The following is an 18,838-nucleotide window of genomic DNA, read 5'->3' on the forward strand; positions in this document are numbered from 1 at the left end:
ACGGAGACAACCCGCGCGGGATGCCCGAAAGTACGGTACCCGAGCCACCGTCGAGTTCTCCACTCCGCCCCGCTCCGGCCAGCAGGCCTGAATCCCAGGCCGACCCGACCGGGATTCCTGACCCGACCGGGCCGGGATTCCTGACCCGACCGGGCCGGGATTCCCGACCCCACCACGGTTGGTAGGGCGGAAACCCGGCCCGACGGGCGAGCTGGGGTGGTCGTCAGACCACGGCGCCGTAGTTCGGATCCTCCCGGCCACCCTTGCCAGCCTTGGGCTTCTCCGCACGCTCCGGCGCCGGGTACTTCGTCTCCAACTCCACGGCCAGCGGGGTGGACGTGAAGTTCGACGAGTAGGTCCCGATGACGATGCCGATGATGAGCGCGAACGCGAAGTCGGACAAGGAGTCACCGCCCAGGAAGTACAACGCCAGCAGTGGGAACAGCGTGCTCAGCCCGGTGTTGAACGACCGCGGCAAGGTGTTGAGCACCGCCGAGTTGGCCACCCCGGCGAAGTTCTCGCCCGGCTTTCTTGTCCACATCTCCCGGATCCGGTCGAAGACCACCACGGAGTCGTTGACGGTGTACCCGATGACGGTGAGGATCGCGGCCAGGAAGATACCGTCGATGGGTTTGCCCAACCAGGCGAAGATCCCGACGGTGATGACGACGTTCTGGAGGAGCGCGGTCACCGCCCCGGCGCTGAACGTCCACCTGAACCGGATCGCGAGATAGGTCAGCTGGGCCGCGAGCGCCACCGCCAGTGCGATGAGCGCGTTGCGTTGCAGCTCGGAGCCGAGACTGGGGCCGATGAGCTCGTCCCGGATCAGCTGTCCGCCGCCGCCGAGTTCGGAGATCGCGTCGATCACCTCACGCGCCTCGGTATCACTCATCTCCACGGTGCGCACCGAGATCGCGTCTTCACCGGCCGCCCCCGACTCGTTGACGATGGCGGTGGGGAAGCCGAGGTCGGTCACTGCATCCCGGGCATCGTCGATGTCGACGATCTGTTCTGGCTGGACCTCTACCAGACGTCCACCGGTGAACTCGATGCCGAAGTTGAGCCCGCGCAGCGCGATGCCGGCCCCGCCGAGGATGATGGCGATCAACGACGCCGCCAGCAGCCTTCGGCTGTGCCGCATCAGGTCCGGGTTGCGCTCACGCAACCAGAGCCGGATGCGGCCGTGTTTGGCCAGCCCGCTGAGGTGCGGGCGGGTCCGGATCCAGCGTTGGCGGACCAACCATTCGGCCAACGCGCGGCTGAGCACCAGGGCGGACAGCAGCGACGCGAGTACACCGATCGTCAACGTCACACCGAAGCCCCGAACCGGCCCGGCCGCCAGGAAGAACAGCAACATCGCTGCGAGCAGCGTGGTGACGTTGGAGTCGGCGATGGCGGAGATCGCCTTCTTGAATCCACTGGGGATGGCGTTGCGCAGGCTGTTCACCGCGCCGTCGACGTAGTCTTCCCTAGCTCGTTCGAAGATCAGCACGTTGGCGTCCACTGCCATACCGATGGCGAGGACGAATCCGGCCAGGCCTGGCAGGGTCAGGGTGGCACCGAGCGCGGTCAGCGAGCCGTACGCCATAGCGGCGTAACCAATCAGCGCACCGACGGCCATCAAACCCACCAGGCGGTAGACGACGACGATGAATATCGCGGTGAGAGAGATACCGATGATGGCTGCCCAGGCGCTGGCCCGGATGGCTGCCTCACCGAGCGTGGGGCCAACAACCCGCTGTTCGATCACCTCGACGGGCAGTGGTAGCGCACCACCCTCGATGAGCGCCGCGAGTTCTTCAGATGACTCTTGGTCGAAGTCTCCGGTGATCCGTGAGGTCCCGGCGCGGTGGCCGATGTCGCAGGTGGCGTCCACCACTCGTGGTGATGAGATGACCTGTTCGTCCAAGACGATGGCGATGCGCCGCTGGGGATCGTCCATCGAGAAACATGCCGCGTGGCCGGTCATGTCCGCCCAGACGTTGCCGCCCTGGCCGGTGAAGTTGATATCGACGAACCAGCCGCCGGCCTGCTGGATGTCGAACTGGGCGTTCGCGTTCGACACCAGCTCGCCGGTCATGGCCGACGGGCCTAGCACGATCGGACCGCCCCGTTCGTCGAGGATGTCGATCTCTGCCGCGGATGGGTCGAACTCGTCCTCTTCGGCACCGTCGTCGTCGGTCGCCGCTTCGTCTTCGGTACCGGCGTCTTCGCTTGTGTCCTCGGCAGCGTCGGCGGTGGCGTCGTCGGTGGCGTCGGCGGTGGCGTCGTCGTCGGGTTGATCATCGGCCGGGTCCTGGGGCGGCTGACCGTAACCGAGCACCGGGTGGAAGGTTAGCTGGGCGGTCTGGCCGAGCGTGGCCGCCGCCTCGGTGGGGTCGTCCAGGCCGGGAAGTTCGACGATGATGCGGTTCTCACCCGAGCGGGAGAGTGAAGGCTCTGACACACCGAGTGCATCGACCCGGCGGCGCAGAACCTCTACGGCGCGGTCGGTTGCCTCGGAGTCGGCCTTGACGGTGGGGGTGTCCTGCGCTTGCAGCGTGATCTGGGCGCCCCCCTCGAGGTCGAGACCCAGGTTGGGTGTTGCGGTGAGGGTTGCCCACGCCGAGGCGCCGAGCAGGAGGAATGCCACGGCGACACGGAGTACACGGCCCGGTTCGGTGACCGACCGGTCGCCTCGTTTCGCGGCCCTCAGGCGGAACAGTGCATAGGTGGCCGAACAGGCGGCGACGACGGCAAGGACAAGATAGAACGCGGCGGTGCCTTCCACGGGTGATCTCCACGGGCTACCGCCCGGCGACCGAACCTCGGGTGCCGAGGCCGGCAAGGTTAGGCCGGGCGTTGGACGGACAGGACGGTGCGTCTAGTGCTGTCCGGACACGGGAGGCCCGCGGGTATGCCGGGGCGTGTGCGTCGCTGAGCTGGGTGTGACGACGTCGGTGCGGCCCATGAGGCCGGGCAACGGGTAGAGGTCGCGTGGGTCGACAGTGGTGCCGGTTGACGGTGGTACCGCGACATCGGGCCCGGAGCTGACCTGGGCGGCGGTGAGCACCTGGCCGGGAAGGTCGGCCATTCCGGCGAGGACCTGTGGTTCGGATGCCTGCTGGTAGGTGCCGGAGTGTTCACGCGACGGCACGGTGGCCGCGGACGCCGACATACCCGCCGTGAGGATCATGAACAGACCCGAAAGCACGACGGCTGGGAGTGTTCGCGCGAGGCGCCGCAATCGGCGAGAGGCGCGGCGATCGGGCACGGCCCCAACCCTCCCTCAAGCTACGTTGGCGCCCCTCACCATACACGGTGGCCGACCAACCCCCATGATCATTGGCTTTTGACTACCGGATCCGGTAGTCAAAAGCCAATGATCATGGGGTGGTGTGGGGGTTAGCGGACCCTGATCAGAGGGGAGACGTCCGCGACGGCGATCTCACCGTTGTGGACCTGGACGGGGACGACGGGTTTGCCGACGACGCCCTTCGGGAGGTCGACGTGCAGCAGGTACCGCCCGTCGGGCACGTGGGCGAACCCGAACCAGCCAGTACCGTCACTGGTCCGCGTGACCGGGTCCCCGCCCGCGGTGAGTGGGCGCAGTGTCACGTCGACGTTGTCGAGGGCCTCTCCACCGCGGGTGACCAGCGACCCCGCCACGTGACCGTCGGTGGGGTTCTCCTTCCACGGCATCGACGGCACGGCGGCGGGCTCGCCGAACGGCGCGTCGGGCCCTTCGGTCAGCGCTGCCGCGAGCTCCTCCCGTTCTGCGTTCTTGACCGCCGGGTCGGAGCTGCCGGCCGCCGTCAGGCTCGCGTTGGCATACGAGTAGCCGCTCCAGCCGACCACCGTGTTGCCGGCATCGGTGGGAGTGAGCAATTCGTGGACTTGCTCAACGCTGTCCTCGATCTCGTTGAGATACAACGCCGGACCGGAGACCGACTGCCGGTCGCCTTGCCAGTCGGCCAGGACCTCGTTCCATTCCGCGAACATCTGGGCCTGGTCAGGCATCCACTGGCGCTTGTAGTTCATGGCCACGACCGTGTCCATGATCCCTTCCTCCTGCCAGCCCTTCCAGTCTTGAAGCACCTCAGCGTACGTTCGGGTCTTCTCCCAGCCGCCGACGGACTGTGGCCCGAAGCCGTAGGTGATGGCGTCCATGGTGAGCCGGACCGATGGGTCGACCTCCCAGAGGCCTAGGTAGATCTTGCGCACCAGGTTGGTCAGCTGGTCGCGCCGCCACTCTCCCCACTCCGGGTCGGAAGCGGCCGGGACGTCCGTCCGCCCGGTGGCCTCCTGGAAGCGGGCGACGGAGACGTCGTTGTAGCCCCAGTCGCTGTGGGTGGTGGTGGAGTTGAAGTCCGGGTAACGGACGTAGTCGAGGTTGATCCCGTCGACGTCGTACTCGGTCACGATGCTCTGGATCGCTTCGACGATGTAGTTGCCGGCATCCGGATGCCCGGGGTCGATGAAGACGTTGTTGCCCTGGAACTCGGTGCCGTCCTCTTTTTTGTTCAGCCAGCGGTCATCGCCCTCGGCGGTGGGTCCGTGCTGGTTGAACACGTGGTCGGGTGAACTGGGCGGGGTGGCGAGGTTCCACACCGTGTTGACGTTGACCCAGGCGTGGACCTCGAGGCCGGCGGCGTGCCCGGCTTCGATGATGGCGTCGAGTGGATCGTACGGTGCGGGGTCGATGGCGGCGTCGGTCCGCGGGTAGAGCGCGCGGTTGCAGAAGCAGTCGTAGCGACGTGCCGTTTGGACGATCAACGCGTTGGCGTTGGCTTCCAATGCGTCATCGACGAGCTTCTCGACCTGCTCCGGGTTGTAGATCCCCGGGTTGAAGGCGTCGACCCAGTAGCTGCGCCACTGTTCCGGGGGGTCGTCGGCACCGGCGGCCGTGGTGGGCACGGCCAGCGACGCGACGAGGAGTCCGGCGGCGGCCGTTGCTGCGGTGGTGAGGATGCGGGACGTGCGGAGTGATCGTGCCATGGAAGGGACCTCCCAAATGGACTAGACCAATGTCCGTCCACAGTGTGGTCTATTGCCGCCGATACGTCTAGACCTCTTGCGTCGCGGATTACGCTGGACTCCGGCCCGACAGGTGGGGTGCCGCAGCGCACCCGGTTTCTCCGACCTGAAAAAATCGAGCCGGCCTGTCAGAATGCCAGGGAGCTAACCCCGGAGGGCAGCGTGGCAGCGAAATACCTCTCGATCCGGGACCAGATCCTGGATCTCATCGCGGAAATGGACGTGGGCGAGGCCTTACCGCCGGAGCGGACCCTGGCTCCACAGTTCGGTGTGGCCAGGATGACGCTGCGACGAGGCATCGAAGAGGTCGTCCGTGAGGGGCGGCTGAAGCGCAAACACGGTGCCGGCACGTTCGTCGCGGGGCCGAAGATCGCTCAAGGGCTCGCCGTCACGTCGTTCTCCGAAGACATGCGCCAGCGTGGAGCCACTCCTAGCAGTCGGACACTCGACGCCGGGGAACTCTCCGCTGGCCCGAAGCTGGCCAAACGGCTCGAGATCTCCACCGGTGAGCCCGTGATGCGGGTGGTGCGGCTGCGGCTCGCCGACGACGCCCCGATGGCGGTCGAGACGTTGCACGTCCCCGGCCGGGTGGCGCCGGACCTCGATGGCTCCGCACTCGACGATGCCTCGTTCTACGAACTGCTCCACGAGGACTACGGCATCGTCTTGGCCGGTGGTGTACAAACCATCGAGGCGACCGTCACCGACGAGCCCGAGTCGGAGATACTCGAGGTACCGCTTCACTCGCCGGCTTTCCTGTTCGAGCGGGTGTCGCGCGCTCGCGACGGTCAGGTCGTCGAGTTCGTCCGCTCGGTGTACCGAGGTGATCGGTACCAATTCCGGGTGGAGCTGCAACCGGCGCGGGGGCCGCGGGACCCGTCGTGACAGCTGGCCGACGTGGCGGTGTCGCGGGTGAGGCGCCCGCGCCTGACGCTGTCCGCACCCGCCGTTTCCACGCCACTCGCCCGAGACTACGACACTCGCTGGTGCCTCAAATCAGTCAGCAGCACAACCATAACCTCAGGTCACAGCCCCGTCGCTTGTCCAGCATGCTCCAAGTGGCCAAACTCAGGTCGTAGGGGTAGAGGGTTCGGGGACGAAGTTGCCTAGAAATCGCCGACGATTGCGCCTAAAAATCATCGACGTTTCTGTCTACTTGAGCACGGCTCGTCGGGCCGGCGCCGCGTGGTGCCATTCTTGGTGTCAAATGGAGTCAACGGGGGTGGTTTGAGGCGTGTGGTGTGGATGCGAATGTGGCTGTTGTTGCTGGCAGTGGCTATTCTGAGGTGTGGTTCTGTGGCCTTCCGGTCCGTGACACGGGGCGGTCATGAGTTAACGCCGGCCGGCTGACTCCTCCGAAGGTTCAGAACGGCGTCGGTGCCGTCCGCCCGAACGTCGTTGCGAGGGGATCGACGCCTCGTCGAGATCGGGCAGAATATCGCGGCCATCATCACCCCGGTCCGGTCCGGATCGGACCGTCCGGCGCTCGGTGCCGGGCCACTGCGCCGTTATGTAGTCACTGGGCGGGGGAGGCGGCGCGGGTGGTGCTGCCGACGGACCGTGGCGCGGTGCCGGGTCCGGCTCGGTGCTCTCCCATTCAGCTGTCTCCGGTCCGGCCACGGTTGGCTCTGTCGGAGCGGCGTCGCGTGGTGGTGCTGGATCTCTCGGCGCAGCGTCAGCGGGCGAGGGAGCAGGCGAGGTGGGCTCGGCCTGGTCGGGTAGACGGCGTAGGCGGTCGACCCGAGCGGGCTGGGCTTGGATCGGTGCCGTGGGGATCGGTTCAATGGGCCTGGGGTTGGTGGGTGCTGGCTCGACCGGTGCGGCTTCGGCGGGTGCTGGCTCGGCGGGCGCGGCTTCGCCGGATGGTGGGTCTTGTCCGACGGGTGCGGGCTCGGGCCTGGCTGGGCCAGCTTGGCCGCCGAAAGAGCCATCGGTGACCTCATGGCCCGCCGGTCGGGATGTCCGCGCCTGGCGCGCGGCCCCGGGGGAGGCGGCTTCCGAGTGAGGTGAGCTGGCCTGCCGTCTGGCTCGCCGCCCCCGCTGTGGAGGGGAGGCTCCGAGAGTGTCCATCGCCTCGCGTAGGCGGTCGGTGGTGTCGTCGATCCATTGCACGCTGGTGGCGTCGCCATGGCCGTGTACGGTCAGCAGATCGTCGATAGAGTTCCACAGGCTGGTCGCCGGGTAGTCCGAACACCAACGAAGCACGACATGCCCGTCGAAGAACACCACGCCGTAGGCGACGACGCCGACACCGGATATGCCGGTGTAGTCGACGTGCCGGACGAGGGCGAATCTGCGAGGGAACAATCGACCACCGTGGATTGAGTCGGGCTGTTGTGGTTCGGCCGCCTGTGCCCCCGCACCACTCGGCCTATATGCTGCTCATCTTGCTCGATCCGCGCTCATGGTGTCACGGCGGCCTGCCGGGCACGAGCTCTGTGATTCGCCCCACCGTCCTATTTCGTGGGCATTTGTCCGATTCGCTTCGCGTGACCACCCTCACATTCGACACCAAGCCGGTGTGCCTGATCCGACGACCAAGCCAGGTGGCAGGTTACGGTAGAGAGCCGCGGCGAACGATGAGGGGAGCGCAATGATGCAGGGGTCCGATCCCGCCCGGCCGGAGGTCGATCCGATGGTCCTCGAGGCGGTGAAATCGGTTCGTGACCGATTCGGCGCGGCCGGGCTGCGCCATCTGGTCACCCTGGCACAGGACGAGCTCACCCGAGTTGAGCAGGCTGAGGCGCATCTGGCCGCCATCGACGAGCCCGCGCAGCCGGCCAGCCCAGCGGAGCCGCTGGACGCGGCTGACACGCAGGCTTGGCTGGCCTATACCGAACAAGCGCCGGACGAAGACGCCGAGCGGTCGTAGTAGCCGCCAGTCCGTAGCGGCTCAGCCAGGCGGTTCAGGCAGCGCGCAACGAGGTCAGGAAGCTCTCCGCCCACCGCGTAATGTCATTGCTGAGCACTCGCTCACGCAGCAGCTTCATGCGCTGGGTGGCTTCGGCCGCATCGAGTCGCATCGCGGCTAGCAGCGTGCGCTTTAGTCCGTCGATGTCGTGCGGGTTGACCAGGAACGCGCCGTCGCCGAGTTCGTCGGCGGCGCCGGCGAACTCGGACAACACCAAGGCTCCGCCGAGGTCGGTGCGGGCCGCGACGTACTCTTTGGCCACGAGGTTCATGCCGTCGCGCAGCGGCGTGACGACCATGACGTCGGCGGCCCGCAGCAGCGACACGAGCTCGACGCGTTCATACGAGGAGTGCAGGTAGTGCACGGCCGGCTGGCCAATGGTGCCGTACTCGCCGTTCATCCGGCCGACCTGTAGCTCGATATCGTCGCGCAGCGTCTGATACGCCTCGACCCGTTCTCGGCTGGGGGTGGCCACCTGCACCATGACGGCTTCGTCCGGGGTGAGGTCGCCCGCGGCCAGTAGCTCTCCGAACGCCTTGAGGCGATGGCCGATCCCCTTCGTGTAATCCAGCCGGTCGACGCCCAGCAGCATGTGTTTCGGAGCGCCCACCTCTTCGCGGATGTGGTCGCTACGTGCCAGCACGTCGGGATCGGAGACGAGGTCGGTGATCTCGCTGACGTCGATCGAGATCGGGAACGACTGCACGTGGACCGTCCGCCCATCGGCGGTGCGGACCTGGCGGCTCTCAGCGGTGGCGTCGGTATAACGTTCGGCCAGGCTGGCGAAGTTTTCGGCCGCGCCTTCTCGCTGGAAACCCACGAGATCCGCGCCGAGTAGCCCTTCCAAGATCTGGCGCCGCCAGGGGAGCTGCGCGAACAGCTCGGTGGGCGGGAACGGGATGTGTAGGAAGAAGCCGATCTTCAGGTCCGGGCGCAGGCGGCGCAGAATGGCGGGGACCAGTTGTAGCTGATAGTCCTGCACGAAAACGACTGCTTCTTCGGCGGCGACGCCCGCGACGGCGTGGGCGAAGCGGTCGTTCACCCGGCGGTAGGCATCCCACCACTCCCGGTGATACTCAGGCGCCACGATCACGTCGTGATAGAGCGGCCACAGCGTGGCATTGGAGAAACCTTCGTAGTACTCGCCGACCTCCTGGGCGGACAGTGGGACCGCGACGAGGTCCATGTCGTCCGTGGAGAACGGATCTGGTGCGTCATCAGGGGATCCGGTCCAGCCGACCCACGCTCCTTCGACGGAACGCATCACCGGTGCCAGTGCGGTGACCAATCCGCCCGGACTACGGCGCCAGGTGGCCGAACCGTCTATTGAGACGACTCGATCCACTGGGAGCCGGTTGGCGACGACGACGAAGCTACTCTTTCCGATATCTGCCACGTGGCCTCCTCGTCCGTTCTACGGTAGCGGGCGATGCGCCGATATGGTGCATCGGTACCGATCTTGATTGATTCCCGGCCGGCCGCCGTATACGCCTGAATCTGGCTCAGCAGCTGTGTCGAACGTGCCCACGGAGGCGCTTGTGCTTACCATGGCCGGCATGGAAGCAGTAGCCGACCGGTCGGCGAACGTCCCGTCCTCGGGTTCGCTCGATGAGCGCGAACGCGAGATCTTGGACTTCGAGCGACAGTGGTGGAAGTACGCTGGCTCCAAAGAGCAGGGCATCCACGAACGTTTCGACATGACCGCTACCCGCTACTACCAGGTGCTCAACGCCCTCATCGACCGGCCTGAGGCGCTGGCCCACGCCCCCATGTTGGTCAAGCGGCTCCGCCGCCTGCGGTCGTCGCGCACCCGCGCCAGATCCGCGCGACGATTGGCAGCCGAGGCCTGAGACACGAGACCGCGATGAACGCCACGCCGGGTACCGGCTCAGACGGTAACCTCGCCGACGTGACGTCGGCGAGGCTCGGTTGGTGTCTGCTGGGGATTCGGTGACTATGGGTGAACGTCTTGGCCGTATCTGGCCGTCCCTGGTAGCTCTGCTCGGCACTGTGGGCGTGGTGCTCGTGTTGCTGTTCGTCTTCGGCGACAACACCGGCGACACTCCGGACGACGATCTCGGTGACATCGTGGTCGGGGGTGGCGACGACACCTCAACCGATGGCGCCGAGGAAGGTGAGGGCGGCCCCACCGATCAGCCGACCGACACGCCGAACGACGGGGGCGACGAAGGCGACGAGGACGCGGGCGACGACACCAGTGAAGAGCCGTCCACGGAGGTCACGACGGCTCCGCCGGAACTGCGTAGCCCGGTCGGCATCGCCAACCAGACCTCGGTAGCCGACCTTGAGCTGCGGGCCCGGGAGCGGCTCGAAGCTGGTGGTTGGGAGGTCGCTGCCACCAGTGGGTTCAACGGCAACGTCCCAGAAACCACGGTGTACTACCCGCCGGGTATGGAGGAGTCGGCGCGGGCGTTGTCCCGGCAGTTCCCCGAGATCAGCCGGGTAGAGCCCACGTTCGAGGGCATCAACCAGAGCCGGCTCGTCATCATCCTCGTGGACGACTATGCCGATGTCGATGGCTGATGGCGATGGGCGCATAGCCGCCCTTCGGTCCGCCCTCGAGCCGCATCTGCCCCACACACTCGTCGCGCTCGATTTCGACGGGGTGCTGGCGCCCATCGTGGACCGTCCGGAAGACGCCCGTGCCCTACCCGGAACGGCGAGGCTGCTGGCCAGAATTGCGGAGCGGGTGGCGCGGGTCGCGATCGTCACTGGTCGCCCCGCGGCCGACGCCGTTCGGCTGGGGGAGCTGGCCGATGTTCCTGGACTGGTGGTGCTGGGCCACTACGGCCTACAGCGGTGGTCGAGTGGCCGGCTGGAGACCCCGGATGTGGTCCGTGGGGTGACGTTGGCGCGGCCTCGGCTGGCCGCCTTGGTCGAGCGCACGTCGGGTGTAACGCTGGAGGACAAGCACCATTCGCTGGCGGTACATACCCGCCGCGCGGTAGACCCTCAGGGTGTTCTCGACGCGCTGCACGAGGAGGTCGCCACGATCGCGGCCGAGAGTGGGCTTCAGCTCACGCCGGGCCGGTTTGTGCTGGAGGTACGCCCAGCGGGTATCGACAAAGGTGTGGCGGTCCGGCAGTTGGTCGACGAGGTGGGGGCTCGTGCCGTTGTCTACGCCGGCGACGACCTCGGTGACTTGCCTGCGGTCGACGCCGTCCGGCAGTTGGCGACATCGGGGGTCACCGGCGTGGTGATCTGTAGCGACACCAACGAGTCTGTCCCCGGCCTACGTGAACGCGCCGACGTGGTGGTGCCTGGCCCGGCCGGGGTGCGGGATGCGCTCGACGTGCTGGTGCTCTCTGAACCAGGCGGAGCTTGACGGGCAGCGGGTCCGGTCAGATGTGCCGCCCACAGAGCCATGTGACCACATTGTAAGACAGTTTTGTCTCATAATATGGTCGATCCTGCGGGTGTTGACGCTATTCCGCTTACGCTTCTCGCAGTACTCATCCAGAGGGGCAGAGGGACCGGCCCGGTGAAGCCCCGGCAACCACTCGCAATCCAGCGAGTTCGGTGCCAAGTCCGGCCCGCTGGATTGCGGGGAAGATGAGGAGGTTACTCCGAGATCATGACCATCACCGACACGCCCGCCGCGACGAGTTCCACCACGTCGGCACCCGACCTCGGCCGGGCTACCCACCTGTCATGTCGTGAGTGCGCGGCCACCATCGAGCTTGGGCCCCACTACGCATGTATGGAGTGCTTCGGCCCGCTGGAGGTGGCGTACGACTACGGGCACATCACCCGGGAAAGCATCGAGGCCGGGCCGCGGTCGATCTGGCGCTACAAAGACCTGCTGCCGGTCCCGGCTGACGTCGCCTCGACGCCGAACACCGAACCCGGGCTGACCCCGCTGCTTCGGGCCGACAATCTCGCCCGCGAGTTGGGTCTCAAGACCTTGTGGGTCAAGAACGACGCGGCCAACCCAACACACTCGTTCAAGGACCGAGTCGTCGCGGTGGCGCTGGCGGCCGCCCGTGAACTCGGCTTCACGGTCTTGGCGTGCCCCTCCACGGGCAACCTGGCCAATGCGGTAGCCGCCGCGGCCGCCCGGGCCGGCATCCGTAGCTTCGTCTTCATTCCGAGCAACCTCGAGCAGCAGAAGGTCGTCACCAGCGCGGTGTACGGCACCACGTTGGTGGCCGTCGAAGGTAACTACGACGACGTCAACCGGCTCGCATCCGAGCTGGCCGGGCAACATGAGGATTGGGCGTTCGTCAACGTCAACGTCCGGCCGTATTACGCCGAGGGGTCGAAGACACTCGGCTATGAGGTCGCCGAGCAACTCGGTTGGCGGCTACCACGCCAGGTGGTGATCCCGGTGGCCAGCGGCGCTCAACTGGTCAAGGTCGACAAAGCCTTCGCGGAGCTGGTCCAGCTTGGTCTCGTCGAGGGTGAGGCGCCGATCATCTTCGGGGCACAGGCCGCCGGCTGCTCGCCGGTCTCGGCCGCTTTCAAAGCCGGGCACGACGTCGTCCGCCCGGTGCGCCCGGACACGATCGCGAAGTCGCTGGCCATCGGCAACCCAGCTGACGGCCCGTATGTCCTGGACGTCGCCCGTCGCACGGGTGGTGCGGTCGAGGATGTGACCGACGACGAGGTCGTCGAAGGTATCCGGCTACTAGCCCGGACCGAGGGGGTCTTCGCCGAGACCGCCGGCGGGGTGACCGTCGCTGTTCTGGCGAAGTTGCTGCGCGACGGGCTGCTCGATCCAGACGCCGAGACGGTGATCTTCAACACTGGTGAGGGTCTGAAGACCCTCGACGCGGTCGCGCCCGTCGTCGGGCCGGCCGGGACCATCGCACCAACAACCGAGGCATTCCATACCCTCGTCCCGGAGGCTTAGAGAAGACCATGAGTGTTGCCGTACGAGTCCCCACCATCCTGCGTACTTACACCAAGGGGGAAGCCGACGTCAGCGTCGATGTCGCCGACGACGCCGTGCTGGCTAACGTCGTTGATGCACTCGAAGCCGCCTACCCCGGCATCAAGGCGCGGATTCTCGACGACACCGGTGAGATCCGGCGGTTCGTCAACGTCTACGTGAACGACGACGACGTACGCTTCGCCTCCGGCCTCAAGACCCCTACGCCGGCCGGCACCAAGGTGGCCGTCATCCCTGCTGTCGCCGGTGGCTGTTAACCCGGGACAGCCTTCGGTGGGGGCGTGGTTCGCGGCCCCACCGGATGATTCACGTAGTTTCCTGTGGTCGACGGCACTGTTTGCGTGGCAGCTGAGCCTGCCGTCCAGTCTCCCGCGATGGCGGTGGTCGTAGCCGCAGTCCTGCCCGCACCTGATCGCTACCACGAAAAAGATCAGGTGCTAGCGACGACGATTTCGCCCGACCGGCGCCGCGCTGTGTCACCTGATCGCCTCCAGCATGCGGACGCCGAACGATCAGATGCGCAAACAGTGCTGACGCGTCGCGTGGAGCATCTGATCGTCCGATGTCGACATGCGGGTGCCCACATGTTGGAGCCGATCAGGTGCATCAGGCGCGGCAGGCAGCTTTGGCCGGCCAGTGAATGAGCCCGATCGATTCGAGATCTCGTCGCCCAACGTCTGGCGCAACGCCGACGCCGGCTCGTCGCCCGACACCCGGAGCAGCGGCTCGTCGACCAAGCCTGGCACACCGGAGACGCGCGCCGTGACCCGCTGTTGCCAACGTGCTGGGGCCGGACGTCATCTGTGGACGGGGTCGGTCAGCCAACCGTGACGCGGTTGATCTCGAACGTCTCCTCGACCCACGGGAACACCCAGAGAAACAATGCGACCGCGACCGCGAAGAGCACGACCAGGAAGATCAAGAGGCGCAGGGGCCACGGGCCGGGCAGGTGTCGCCACATCCACGCGTACATATCTGTCTATCGCTCCTCGACGTCGACCAGGAGGCCGCTTGCGTACATCCGATGAGAAGAACCCCAACGCGGCCAGCACGTCGTCAACGTGAGACGCGCTTCGGTTGGTTCCGTGCTGCGCGGCTCGCCAGGAACCGGGTCTACCACCCAGCTGTCGGTGATATTGATCCGGTTGCCGTCGGCGTTGCCGTTCGGGGCGGTGTCGAGCTCGTATCGGTAGACGCCGGTGTGTGTTTCTATCTCGATGATGTCGCCCTCGTGGAGCTCGGGGAACTTGGCGAAGGGTTCGCCGTGGCCGGACCGGTGGGCGGCGATGGCGAAGTTGCCGATCTCGCCGGCATGCACATTGTCGGGATACCGGCCGGGGCCGTTCTTGAGGTCGTCGTCCTCGACACCTTCGACGACGAGCCACTCCCAGTTCTCGCCGAACCGCTCGATGCGGAGGATGCCGTAGGCGGCACCGAGTTCGAGGCCGTCGTAGACCTCTTCGGGCTCCTCGTTGTCAATCTGGAGTGCGAACTGGCTGCGCAGGTCGCTCTGGGCAGCGGCAGTCTGGATGCCGGTACCCCAGAGCTGGTAACCCACAAAGAGCAGAACCAGGACGCCGGCGGTCAGCAGCAACTCCCCCAGGCCGCCCGCGATGGCGGCGACGGGGCTACGTTTAGGTGCGCGGCGGCGTCCCCGCCGTGCCTTGCGATGCATGGCACGAGCTTAACGTGCAATGGGCGCCCGGCTTAAACCCAAGCGTCGCGTCGCGCACCTGCGTTCGGTCGTCAGGTGCCATCAAGCCGGTGACGGGGTACCGCGGCGACGGCGTCCACAGGTGTCGGTGGCTCGTTCCTTGTGGCCGACGTCGGGGTCCGGCGGCGAACGCGCAATCATGGAACCGGTAGCCGTGACGATACGTCCCATCGGTGCCAGGAGTAAGACGTTCAGGATGAATACGAAGGAGGCGGCCAAACGTGACCGGGATTTCGGAGCGCCGCAAGCTCATTGCCGTTGTGGCCGTGGCGGCGGCAGCCGTGGTCATCGTCGCAATTGGCGCGGCCGCTATCGGGCTTCTCGCCGACCGTGACGACGACGCGGTAGCGACCCAGGACGCCGACGACGATGCCACCCCGTCCCCGTCCGATGACGCATCCGACGACGAGCAGGATGTCCGGGAGGGCGACCCGTCCAACGATGGCGACGAGACCGATGCCGCCGAGGAACGCGGCGATGTGGCGCCTAATCCGGCTGGTGCGGACTTCCTCTCCGAGCCCATGAGTGGGCAGGAGGCCATCGACGCGCTGGGTGACGATCTCGAGGCGGTCGCCAGGCTGAACCACCGTGACGTGGACGAGCTGCGTGATCTGCTGCTGCGAGACTCGACTCTTCACGTGAGCCCCAGCGGGTTCCTGCTCTACATCGACACCGCAACTCCGAACGCCCCCGGTGACGACTGACCAAGCCGCGGGTTGTGCCCGGATCTGGATCTCCGAACGCCTACGATGAGGCGTGGAGGTTCGACGGTCGGCGCAGGAGGCGAGGGTGGGCCCAGCGGAACGGTGCGACGTGGTCGTGGTGGGCTCCGGTCCGAACGGCCTCGCCGCTGCTGTCACGATGGCTCGGGCCGGGCTCGACGTCCGCGTGTACGAGGCACAGTCCACACTCGGCGGCGGTGCCCGCACACTCGACTTCGGTATGGCGCCCGGCCTGGTGCACGACATCTGCTCGGCGGTCCATCCACTGGCGGCGGCTTCACCGTTCTTCCGTGAGTTCGACCTTGCCGCGCGGGGTGTCGAGCTGCGTTATTCCGACGTCTCCTACGCGCAGCCCCTGGATGGCGGACGTGCCGGCGTGGCCTACCGCGATCTGGACCGAACCGTGGAAGGTCTGGGCGCGGACGGCCGGGGCTGGCGGCGGCTGCTCGGACCGCTGGTGCGGCACGTGCCAGGCGTTGTTGATGCGGCCCTGTCGGACCGGCGGAGTCTGCCCAAGGATCCGCTCTCGGCTGTCCAGCTTGGGCGTGCCGTGGTCGAACAGGGCACCCGGTTGTGGAATCTCCGCTGGAAGGACGAGGTCGCTCCGGCGTTGCTGACCGGCGTAGGGGCGCACGCGATCTCCACCCTGCCCAGCCTCCCGGTAGCGGGTACCGCCGTGATGCTCGCCGCGCTGGCTCATTCGCCGGGGTGGGCACTACCGGTCGGGGGTAGTCAGGCCATCGTCGACGCCATGATCGACGACCTCAAGGCGCACGGCGCCATGGTGACCACCGGGGCCGAGATCACCGACTTCGAGCAGCTACCGACGGCACGGGCGTATCTGTTCGACACCACCCCCAGAAATCTCCTCCAGGTCATGGGCGAACGGCTGCCGAACCGATACCGCAGGACACTGGCTGGGTATCGCTACGGCGACGCCGTCTGCAAGGTCGACTTCGTGCTGTCCGGTCCCGTCCCGTGGACCCATCCGGAGGTTGGCCGGGCCAGCACGGTGCACGTGTGCGGCACCCGAGAGGAGATGGCCCGTGCCGAGGCGGAGGTAGCCGCCGGTCGGCATGCGGAGTACCCGATGACGCTTGTGTCGGATCCTACGGTGACCGATGACGCCCGTGAGGTGGACGGACTACGCCCACTGTGGGCGTATGCTCACGTCCCGGCGGGCTCCACCGTCGACATCGGGGCGACCGTCCAGGCCGGGATCGAGCGCTTCGCCCCCGGATTCGGTGATGTCGTCGTCGAGCGTCGGGCTATCCCAGCGGCGCAGATGGCCCACCACAACGCCAACTACATCGGTGGCGACTTCGCTGCCGGTGCGTTGACGACGTGGCAGCTGCTGGCCCGGCCGGCCCTGCGGTGGGATCCGTGGGCCACCCCGGTGCCGGGTGTGTACCTGTGCTCGTCGGCCAGCCCACCGGCACCCGGGGTGCACGGCATGTGTGGCTGGCACGCGGCTCGGCGGGCGCTTCGAGCCGTATTCGGCATCAAGCGCCCGCCCAGCCTCGCCCCACACGTCTGAAGTGACCATGGCCCCGCGGGCCTCAGGCAACGCAGCGGCCCCGCGGGGCCCCGAAGCCTGGAATGCCTCGGAGCCTTGCGGGGCCGCTTGGGGTGGATTACCGGTCGTCGGCGCGGGTATAGGGGTTCTCCCCCACCCACGGAATATGTTCGGTCACTGCATTCGAAGCGTACGACGCCTTGTTCTCGAACTCGAGGTATGCCGTGTCCGGTGGAGCTTCCTCCGATTCCTCGGAATCGGGCAGGCCATCCGATAGTCCTGTCTCGAGGGTCACAGCCACACCCGAGCCACCAGTGATGGGGGTGTACACGCTTGCCGCGTGGTATCCGGTTGTTTCGTCAGACTCCTCGGACAGTCCAGGTAGCACGGCACATCCAGCGAGGCGATCGTGGCAGAAGGTGTCGTAGAGTCTGCCTTTCTGCCAGATCAGTACGTCCACGTTGAGTCCATCTTCGGTGGTGTAGCGAGCTGTGATGGTTCCGGACTGCCATTGTTCGTCGATATCGGCGAGGGCACCGGTCTCCGGGTCGAAGACCCCCCCTTCCCGTGCGCCGTCATCCGGCTCCACCGGGGTGAGTGGGCCCAGATCGAGCGCCTCTTCCACGTCGGCACGTACGTCGGGCCACGCCGCTAGAGTTCCCACTAGATCGATGCCGTTGAACAGGTCGTCGTTATCGTGGCGTTCGCCCACAGCCAGCGCGGCATCAGCGATCGTGTCCGCATGTTCCTTCGACAGGATTTCGTATGCCGACTGATCGGCACCCATCACGTCCCACTGCACGATGACCGATGCTGACTCGTTTTCGAGGATGGTGACGCCTGTCGTTCCGACCTCGGCCGCGATCCGCCAGTGGTCGTTGTTGGTGCGTCCCTCCTCGCATTCGTCAGGTTCCTGCCAGGTAAACGAGGTCGGCGGTGGATTGGTGCATGGGCGGAATGCGTCAAGGTCCGGTCGCGCAGGCGCCAGGTAGATGTTCAGCCAGAATTCCCGGTCGCCGTTGTCGCCGCGCTGTAGGTTGAGGACGATGCTCGGAGTTCCATAGGGCCCCTGGCTCACGCCCACGGGAGGATTCTCGGCAAAGTGCACGTCCTCGGGCAGGACGGCGCTCACGGCCTCCCACATCTCCAGCAGCAGAGGATCGTCGGCGACCTCGGGGCTGAGCGGTGCACCGTCCAGCGAAGTGGCAGCTGCCGGCTGGACCGAGTTGGGACTGCCGTCGCGTTCGCCTTCGATTAACGACAACGGCGACGCGGGGACTACCAGGGCGGCCGCCACCAGCGCGGCCGCCCCGGCGCCGGACCCTGCCACTCGCCGGCGCAGGTGCCGGGCTCGGCGAGCTCGGCCGCGGGTGATGTCGTCGTCGGGTAGGCCTGGCGACGGCGGATCCTGGGTCACGGCATCAGCGAACAGTGCCCGTAACCTTTCGTGGTTCATAGCTGCTCCTTCATCTCGGCCAGTGTGGTGGTGCCGAGCAGGTCCCGGAGCCGATCCAGACCGCGCGCCGTTTGGCTCTTCACGGTGCCGGAGCGGCAGTTGAGTAGATCAGCGACCTGTTCGACCGAGAGGTCTTCCCAAAACCGCAGGACCAGTACGGCCCGTTGTCGAGCGGGAAGTTCCGCCAGCGCGGAGAGCAGCCGATGACGAACCCCGGGGTCCGCCAGGTCGGCCGGATCACCCGTGGAGACGCCCACGGTCTGCCGTGACCCGTCGGTCGCGGTGTCGGTGGCGTGCTCGCGGCGCCACGGGCGGCGGCTGTTGTCGATGTACACGTTGAGCAGCGTCCTGCGCGCATACCCGTCGGCGTCGTCACGTCGCCGTACTCTGCGCCATGCCACATACAACTTGGCGAGGGTCTCTTGAACAAGATCCTCGGCCAGGTGCCAATCACCGCAGAGCAGGTAGGCCGTACGTAACAGGGCGCGCCGTCGGGCGACGACGAACTCCCGGTACGACCCCTCGTCGATCTTCAGCACAATCGCCTCCGCCGGTGGTGAACTAACCTCTCACCCGGTATCACGGAACAGG

At 66.7% G+C, this 18,838-nt stretch carries 18 protein-coding genes and 1 riboswitch; of the genes, 9 read left to right on the top strand and 9 right to left on the bottom strand.

Going from position 1 to position 18,838, the window contains the following annotated elements; genetic code table 11:
- Positions 1-223: 223 nt before the first annotated feature.
- From secD to G8760_RS04180, 3 genes are all read right to left on the bottom strand, one after another.
- Positions 224-2,632, bottom strand: a complete 2,409-nt coding sequence (gene secD / locus G8760_RS04170) for a protein translocase subunit SecD (RefSeq protein ID WP_343074365.1) — start codon at positions 2,630-2,632, stop codon at positions 224-226.
- A gap of 231 nt (positions 2,633-2,863) precedes the next feature.
- Positions 2,864-3,175 carry a hypothetical protein gene (locus G8760_RS04175; RefSeq protein ID WP_166346945.1) on the bottom strand — a complete coding sequence of 104 codons (312 nt, stop codon included), beginning with the start codon at positions 3,173-3,175 and terminating at the stop codon, positions 2,864-2,866.
- 209 nt (positions 3,176-3,384) lie between these two features.
- A complete protein-coding gene (locus G8760_RS04180) occupies positions 3,385-4,977 on the bottom strand; it encodes a family 10 glycosylhydrolase (protein ID WP_166346948.1) in 1,593 nt (530 codons plus the stop codon).
- A gap of 201 nt (positions 4,978-5,178) precedes the next feature.
- On the opposite strand from G8760_RS04180, the gene G8760_RS04185 reads away from it, so the two are divergent.
- Entirely contained in the window at positions 5,179-5,901 is a 723-nt protein-coding gene (locus G8760_RS04185) for a GntR family transcriptional regulator (RefSeq protein ID WP_207782001.1), read from the top strand.
- 447 nt (positions 5,902-6,348) lie between these two features.
- Here G8760_RS04185 and G8760_RS29745 read toward each other — a convergent pair whose 3' ends face one another.
- Complete coding sequence (locus G8760_RS29745) at positions 6,349-7,323, bottom strand: hypothetical protein (protein WP_207782002.1); 975 nt, start codon at positions 7,321-7,323, stop codon at positions 6,349-6,351.
- Positions 7,324-7,609: 286 nt separating this feature from the next.
- On the opposite strand from G8760_RS29745, the gene G8760_RS04195 reads away from it, so the two are divergent.
- The gene (locus tag G8760_RS04195) at positions 7,610-7,888 is read left to right on the top strand and encodes a hypothetical protein (protein WP_166346951.1); all 279 of its coding nucleotides are present in this window, start codon (positions 7,610-7,612) and stop codon (positions 7,886-7,888) included.
- 34 nt (positions 7,889-7,922) lie between these two features.
- Here G8760_RS04195 and G8760_RS04200 read toward each other — a convergent pair whose 3' ends face one another.
- Entirely contained in the window at positions 7,923-9,323 is a 1,401-nt protein-coding gene (locus G8760_RS04200) for an alpha,alpha-trehalose-phosphate synthase (UDP-forming) (RefSeq protein WP_207782003.1), read from the bottom strand.
- 151 nt (positions 9,324-9,474) lie between these two features.
- On the opposite strand from G8760_RS04200, the gene G8760_RS04205 reads away from it, so the two are divergent.
- The 5 genes from G8760_RS04205 (at position 9,475) to G8760_RS04225 (ending at position 13,096) form a co-directional block, all read left to right on the top strand.
- The gene (locus G8760_RS04205) at positions 9,475-9,777 is read left to right on the top strand and encodes a DUF3263 domain-containing protein (RefSeq protein WP_166348105.1); all 303 of its coding nucleotides are present in this window, start codon (positions 9,475-9,477) and stop codon (positions 9,775-9,777) included.
- An 82-nt stretch (positions 9,778-9,859) separates the two neighbouring features.
- Entirely contained in the window at positions 9,860-10,471 is a 612-nt protein-coding gene (locus tag G8760_RS04210; protein ID WP_166346954.1) for a LytR C-terminal domain-containing protein, read from the top strand.
- A complete protein-coding gene (gene otsB, locus G8760_RS04215) occupies positions 10,464-11,273 on the top strand; it encodes a trehalose-phosphatase (RefSeq protein WP_207782004.1) in 810 nt (269 codons plus the stop codon). Before G8760_RS04210 ends, otsB begins: the two co-directional genes overlap by 8 nt.
- Positions 11,274-11,397: 124 nt before the next feature.
- Positions 11,398-11,507: riboswitch (SAM riboswitch) on the top strand.
- A 15-nt stretch (positions 11,508-11,522) separates the two neighbouring features.
- Entirely contained in the window at positions 11,523-12,800 is a 1,278-nt protein-coding gene (thrC, locus tag G8760_RS04220; protein WP_166346960.1) for a threonine synthase, read from the top strand.
- Between the two features lie 8 nt (positions 12,801-12,808).
- On the top strand, positions 12,809-13,096 hold the full coding sequence (locus tag G8760_RS04225; protein ID WP_166346963.1) for a ubiquitin-like small modifier protein 1: 288 nt from the start codon (positions 12,809-12,811) through the stop codon (positions 13,094-13,096).
- A gap of 560 nt (positions 13,097-13,656) precedes the next feature.
- On the opposite strand, the gene G8760_RS04230 is transcribed toward G8760_RS04225, so the two are convergent.
- Together G8760_RS04230 and G8760_RS04235 are read right to left on the bottom strand one after the other, a co-directional pair.
- On the bottom strand, positions 13,657-13,812 hold the full coding sequence (locus tag G8760_RS04230; protein WP_166346966.1) for a DUF4175 domain-containing protein: 156 nt from the start codon (positions 13,810-13,812) through the stop codon (positions 13,657-13,659).
- Between the two features lie 6 nt (positions 13,813-13,818).
- Complete coding sequence (locus tag G8760_RS04235) at positions 13,819-14,514, bottom strand: class E sortase (RefSeq protein WP_166346969.1); 696 nt, start codon at positions 14,512-14,514, stop codon at positions 13,819-13,821.
- Between the two features lie 260 nt (positions 14,515-14,774).
- Between G8760_RS04235 and G8760_RS04240 the strand changes: the two genes are divergently transcribed.
- Both G8760_RS04240 and G8760_RS04245 read left to right on the top strand, forming a co-directional pair.
- Positions 14,775-15,257, top strand: coding sequence for a hypothetical protein (locus G8760_RS04240; protein WP_166346973.1), 483 nt, complete (start codon positions 14,775-14,777; stop codon positions 15,255-15,257).
- An 85-nt stretch (positions 15,258-15,342) separates the two neighbouring features.
- Positions 15,343-16,812, top strand: a complete 1,470-nt coding sequence (locus tag G8760_RS04245) for a phytoene desaturase family protein (protein ID WP_166346976.1) — start codon at positions 15,343-15,345, stop codon at positions 16,810-16,812.
- 97 nt (positions 16,813-16,909) lie between these two features.
- On the opposite strand, the gene G8760_RS04250 is transcribed toward G8760_RS04245, so the two are convergent.
- Positions 16,910-18,247 (bottom strand): hypothetical protein, encoded by a 1,338-nt coding sequence (locus G8760_RS04250; RefSeq protein ID WP_166346979.1) that lies wholly within the window; start codon positions 18,245-18,247, stop codon positions 16,910-16,912.
- Entirely contained in the window at positions 18,244-18,786 is a 543-nt protein-coding gene (locus G8760_RS04255) for a SigE family RNA polymerase sigma factor (protein WP_166346982.1), read from the bottom strand. The genes G8760_RS04250 and G8760_RS04255 overlap by 4 nt, the downstream gene beginning before the upstream one ends.
- Between the last annotated feature and the right edge of the window lie 52 nt (positions 18,787-18,838).

This window comes from Phytoactinopolyspora limicola, from assembly GCF_011320225.1.
GTDB classification, from domain to species: domain Bacteria; phylum Actinomycetota; class Actinomycetes; order Jiangellales; family Jiangellaceae; genus Phytoactinopolyspora; species Phytoactinopolyspora limicola.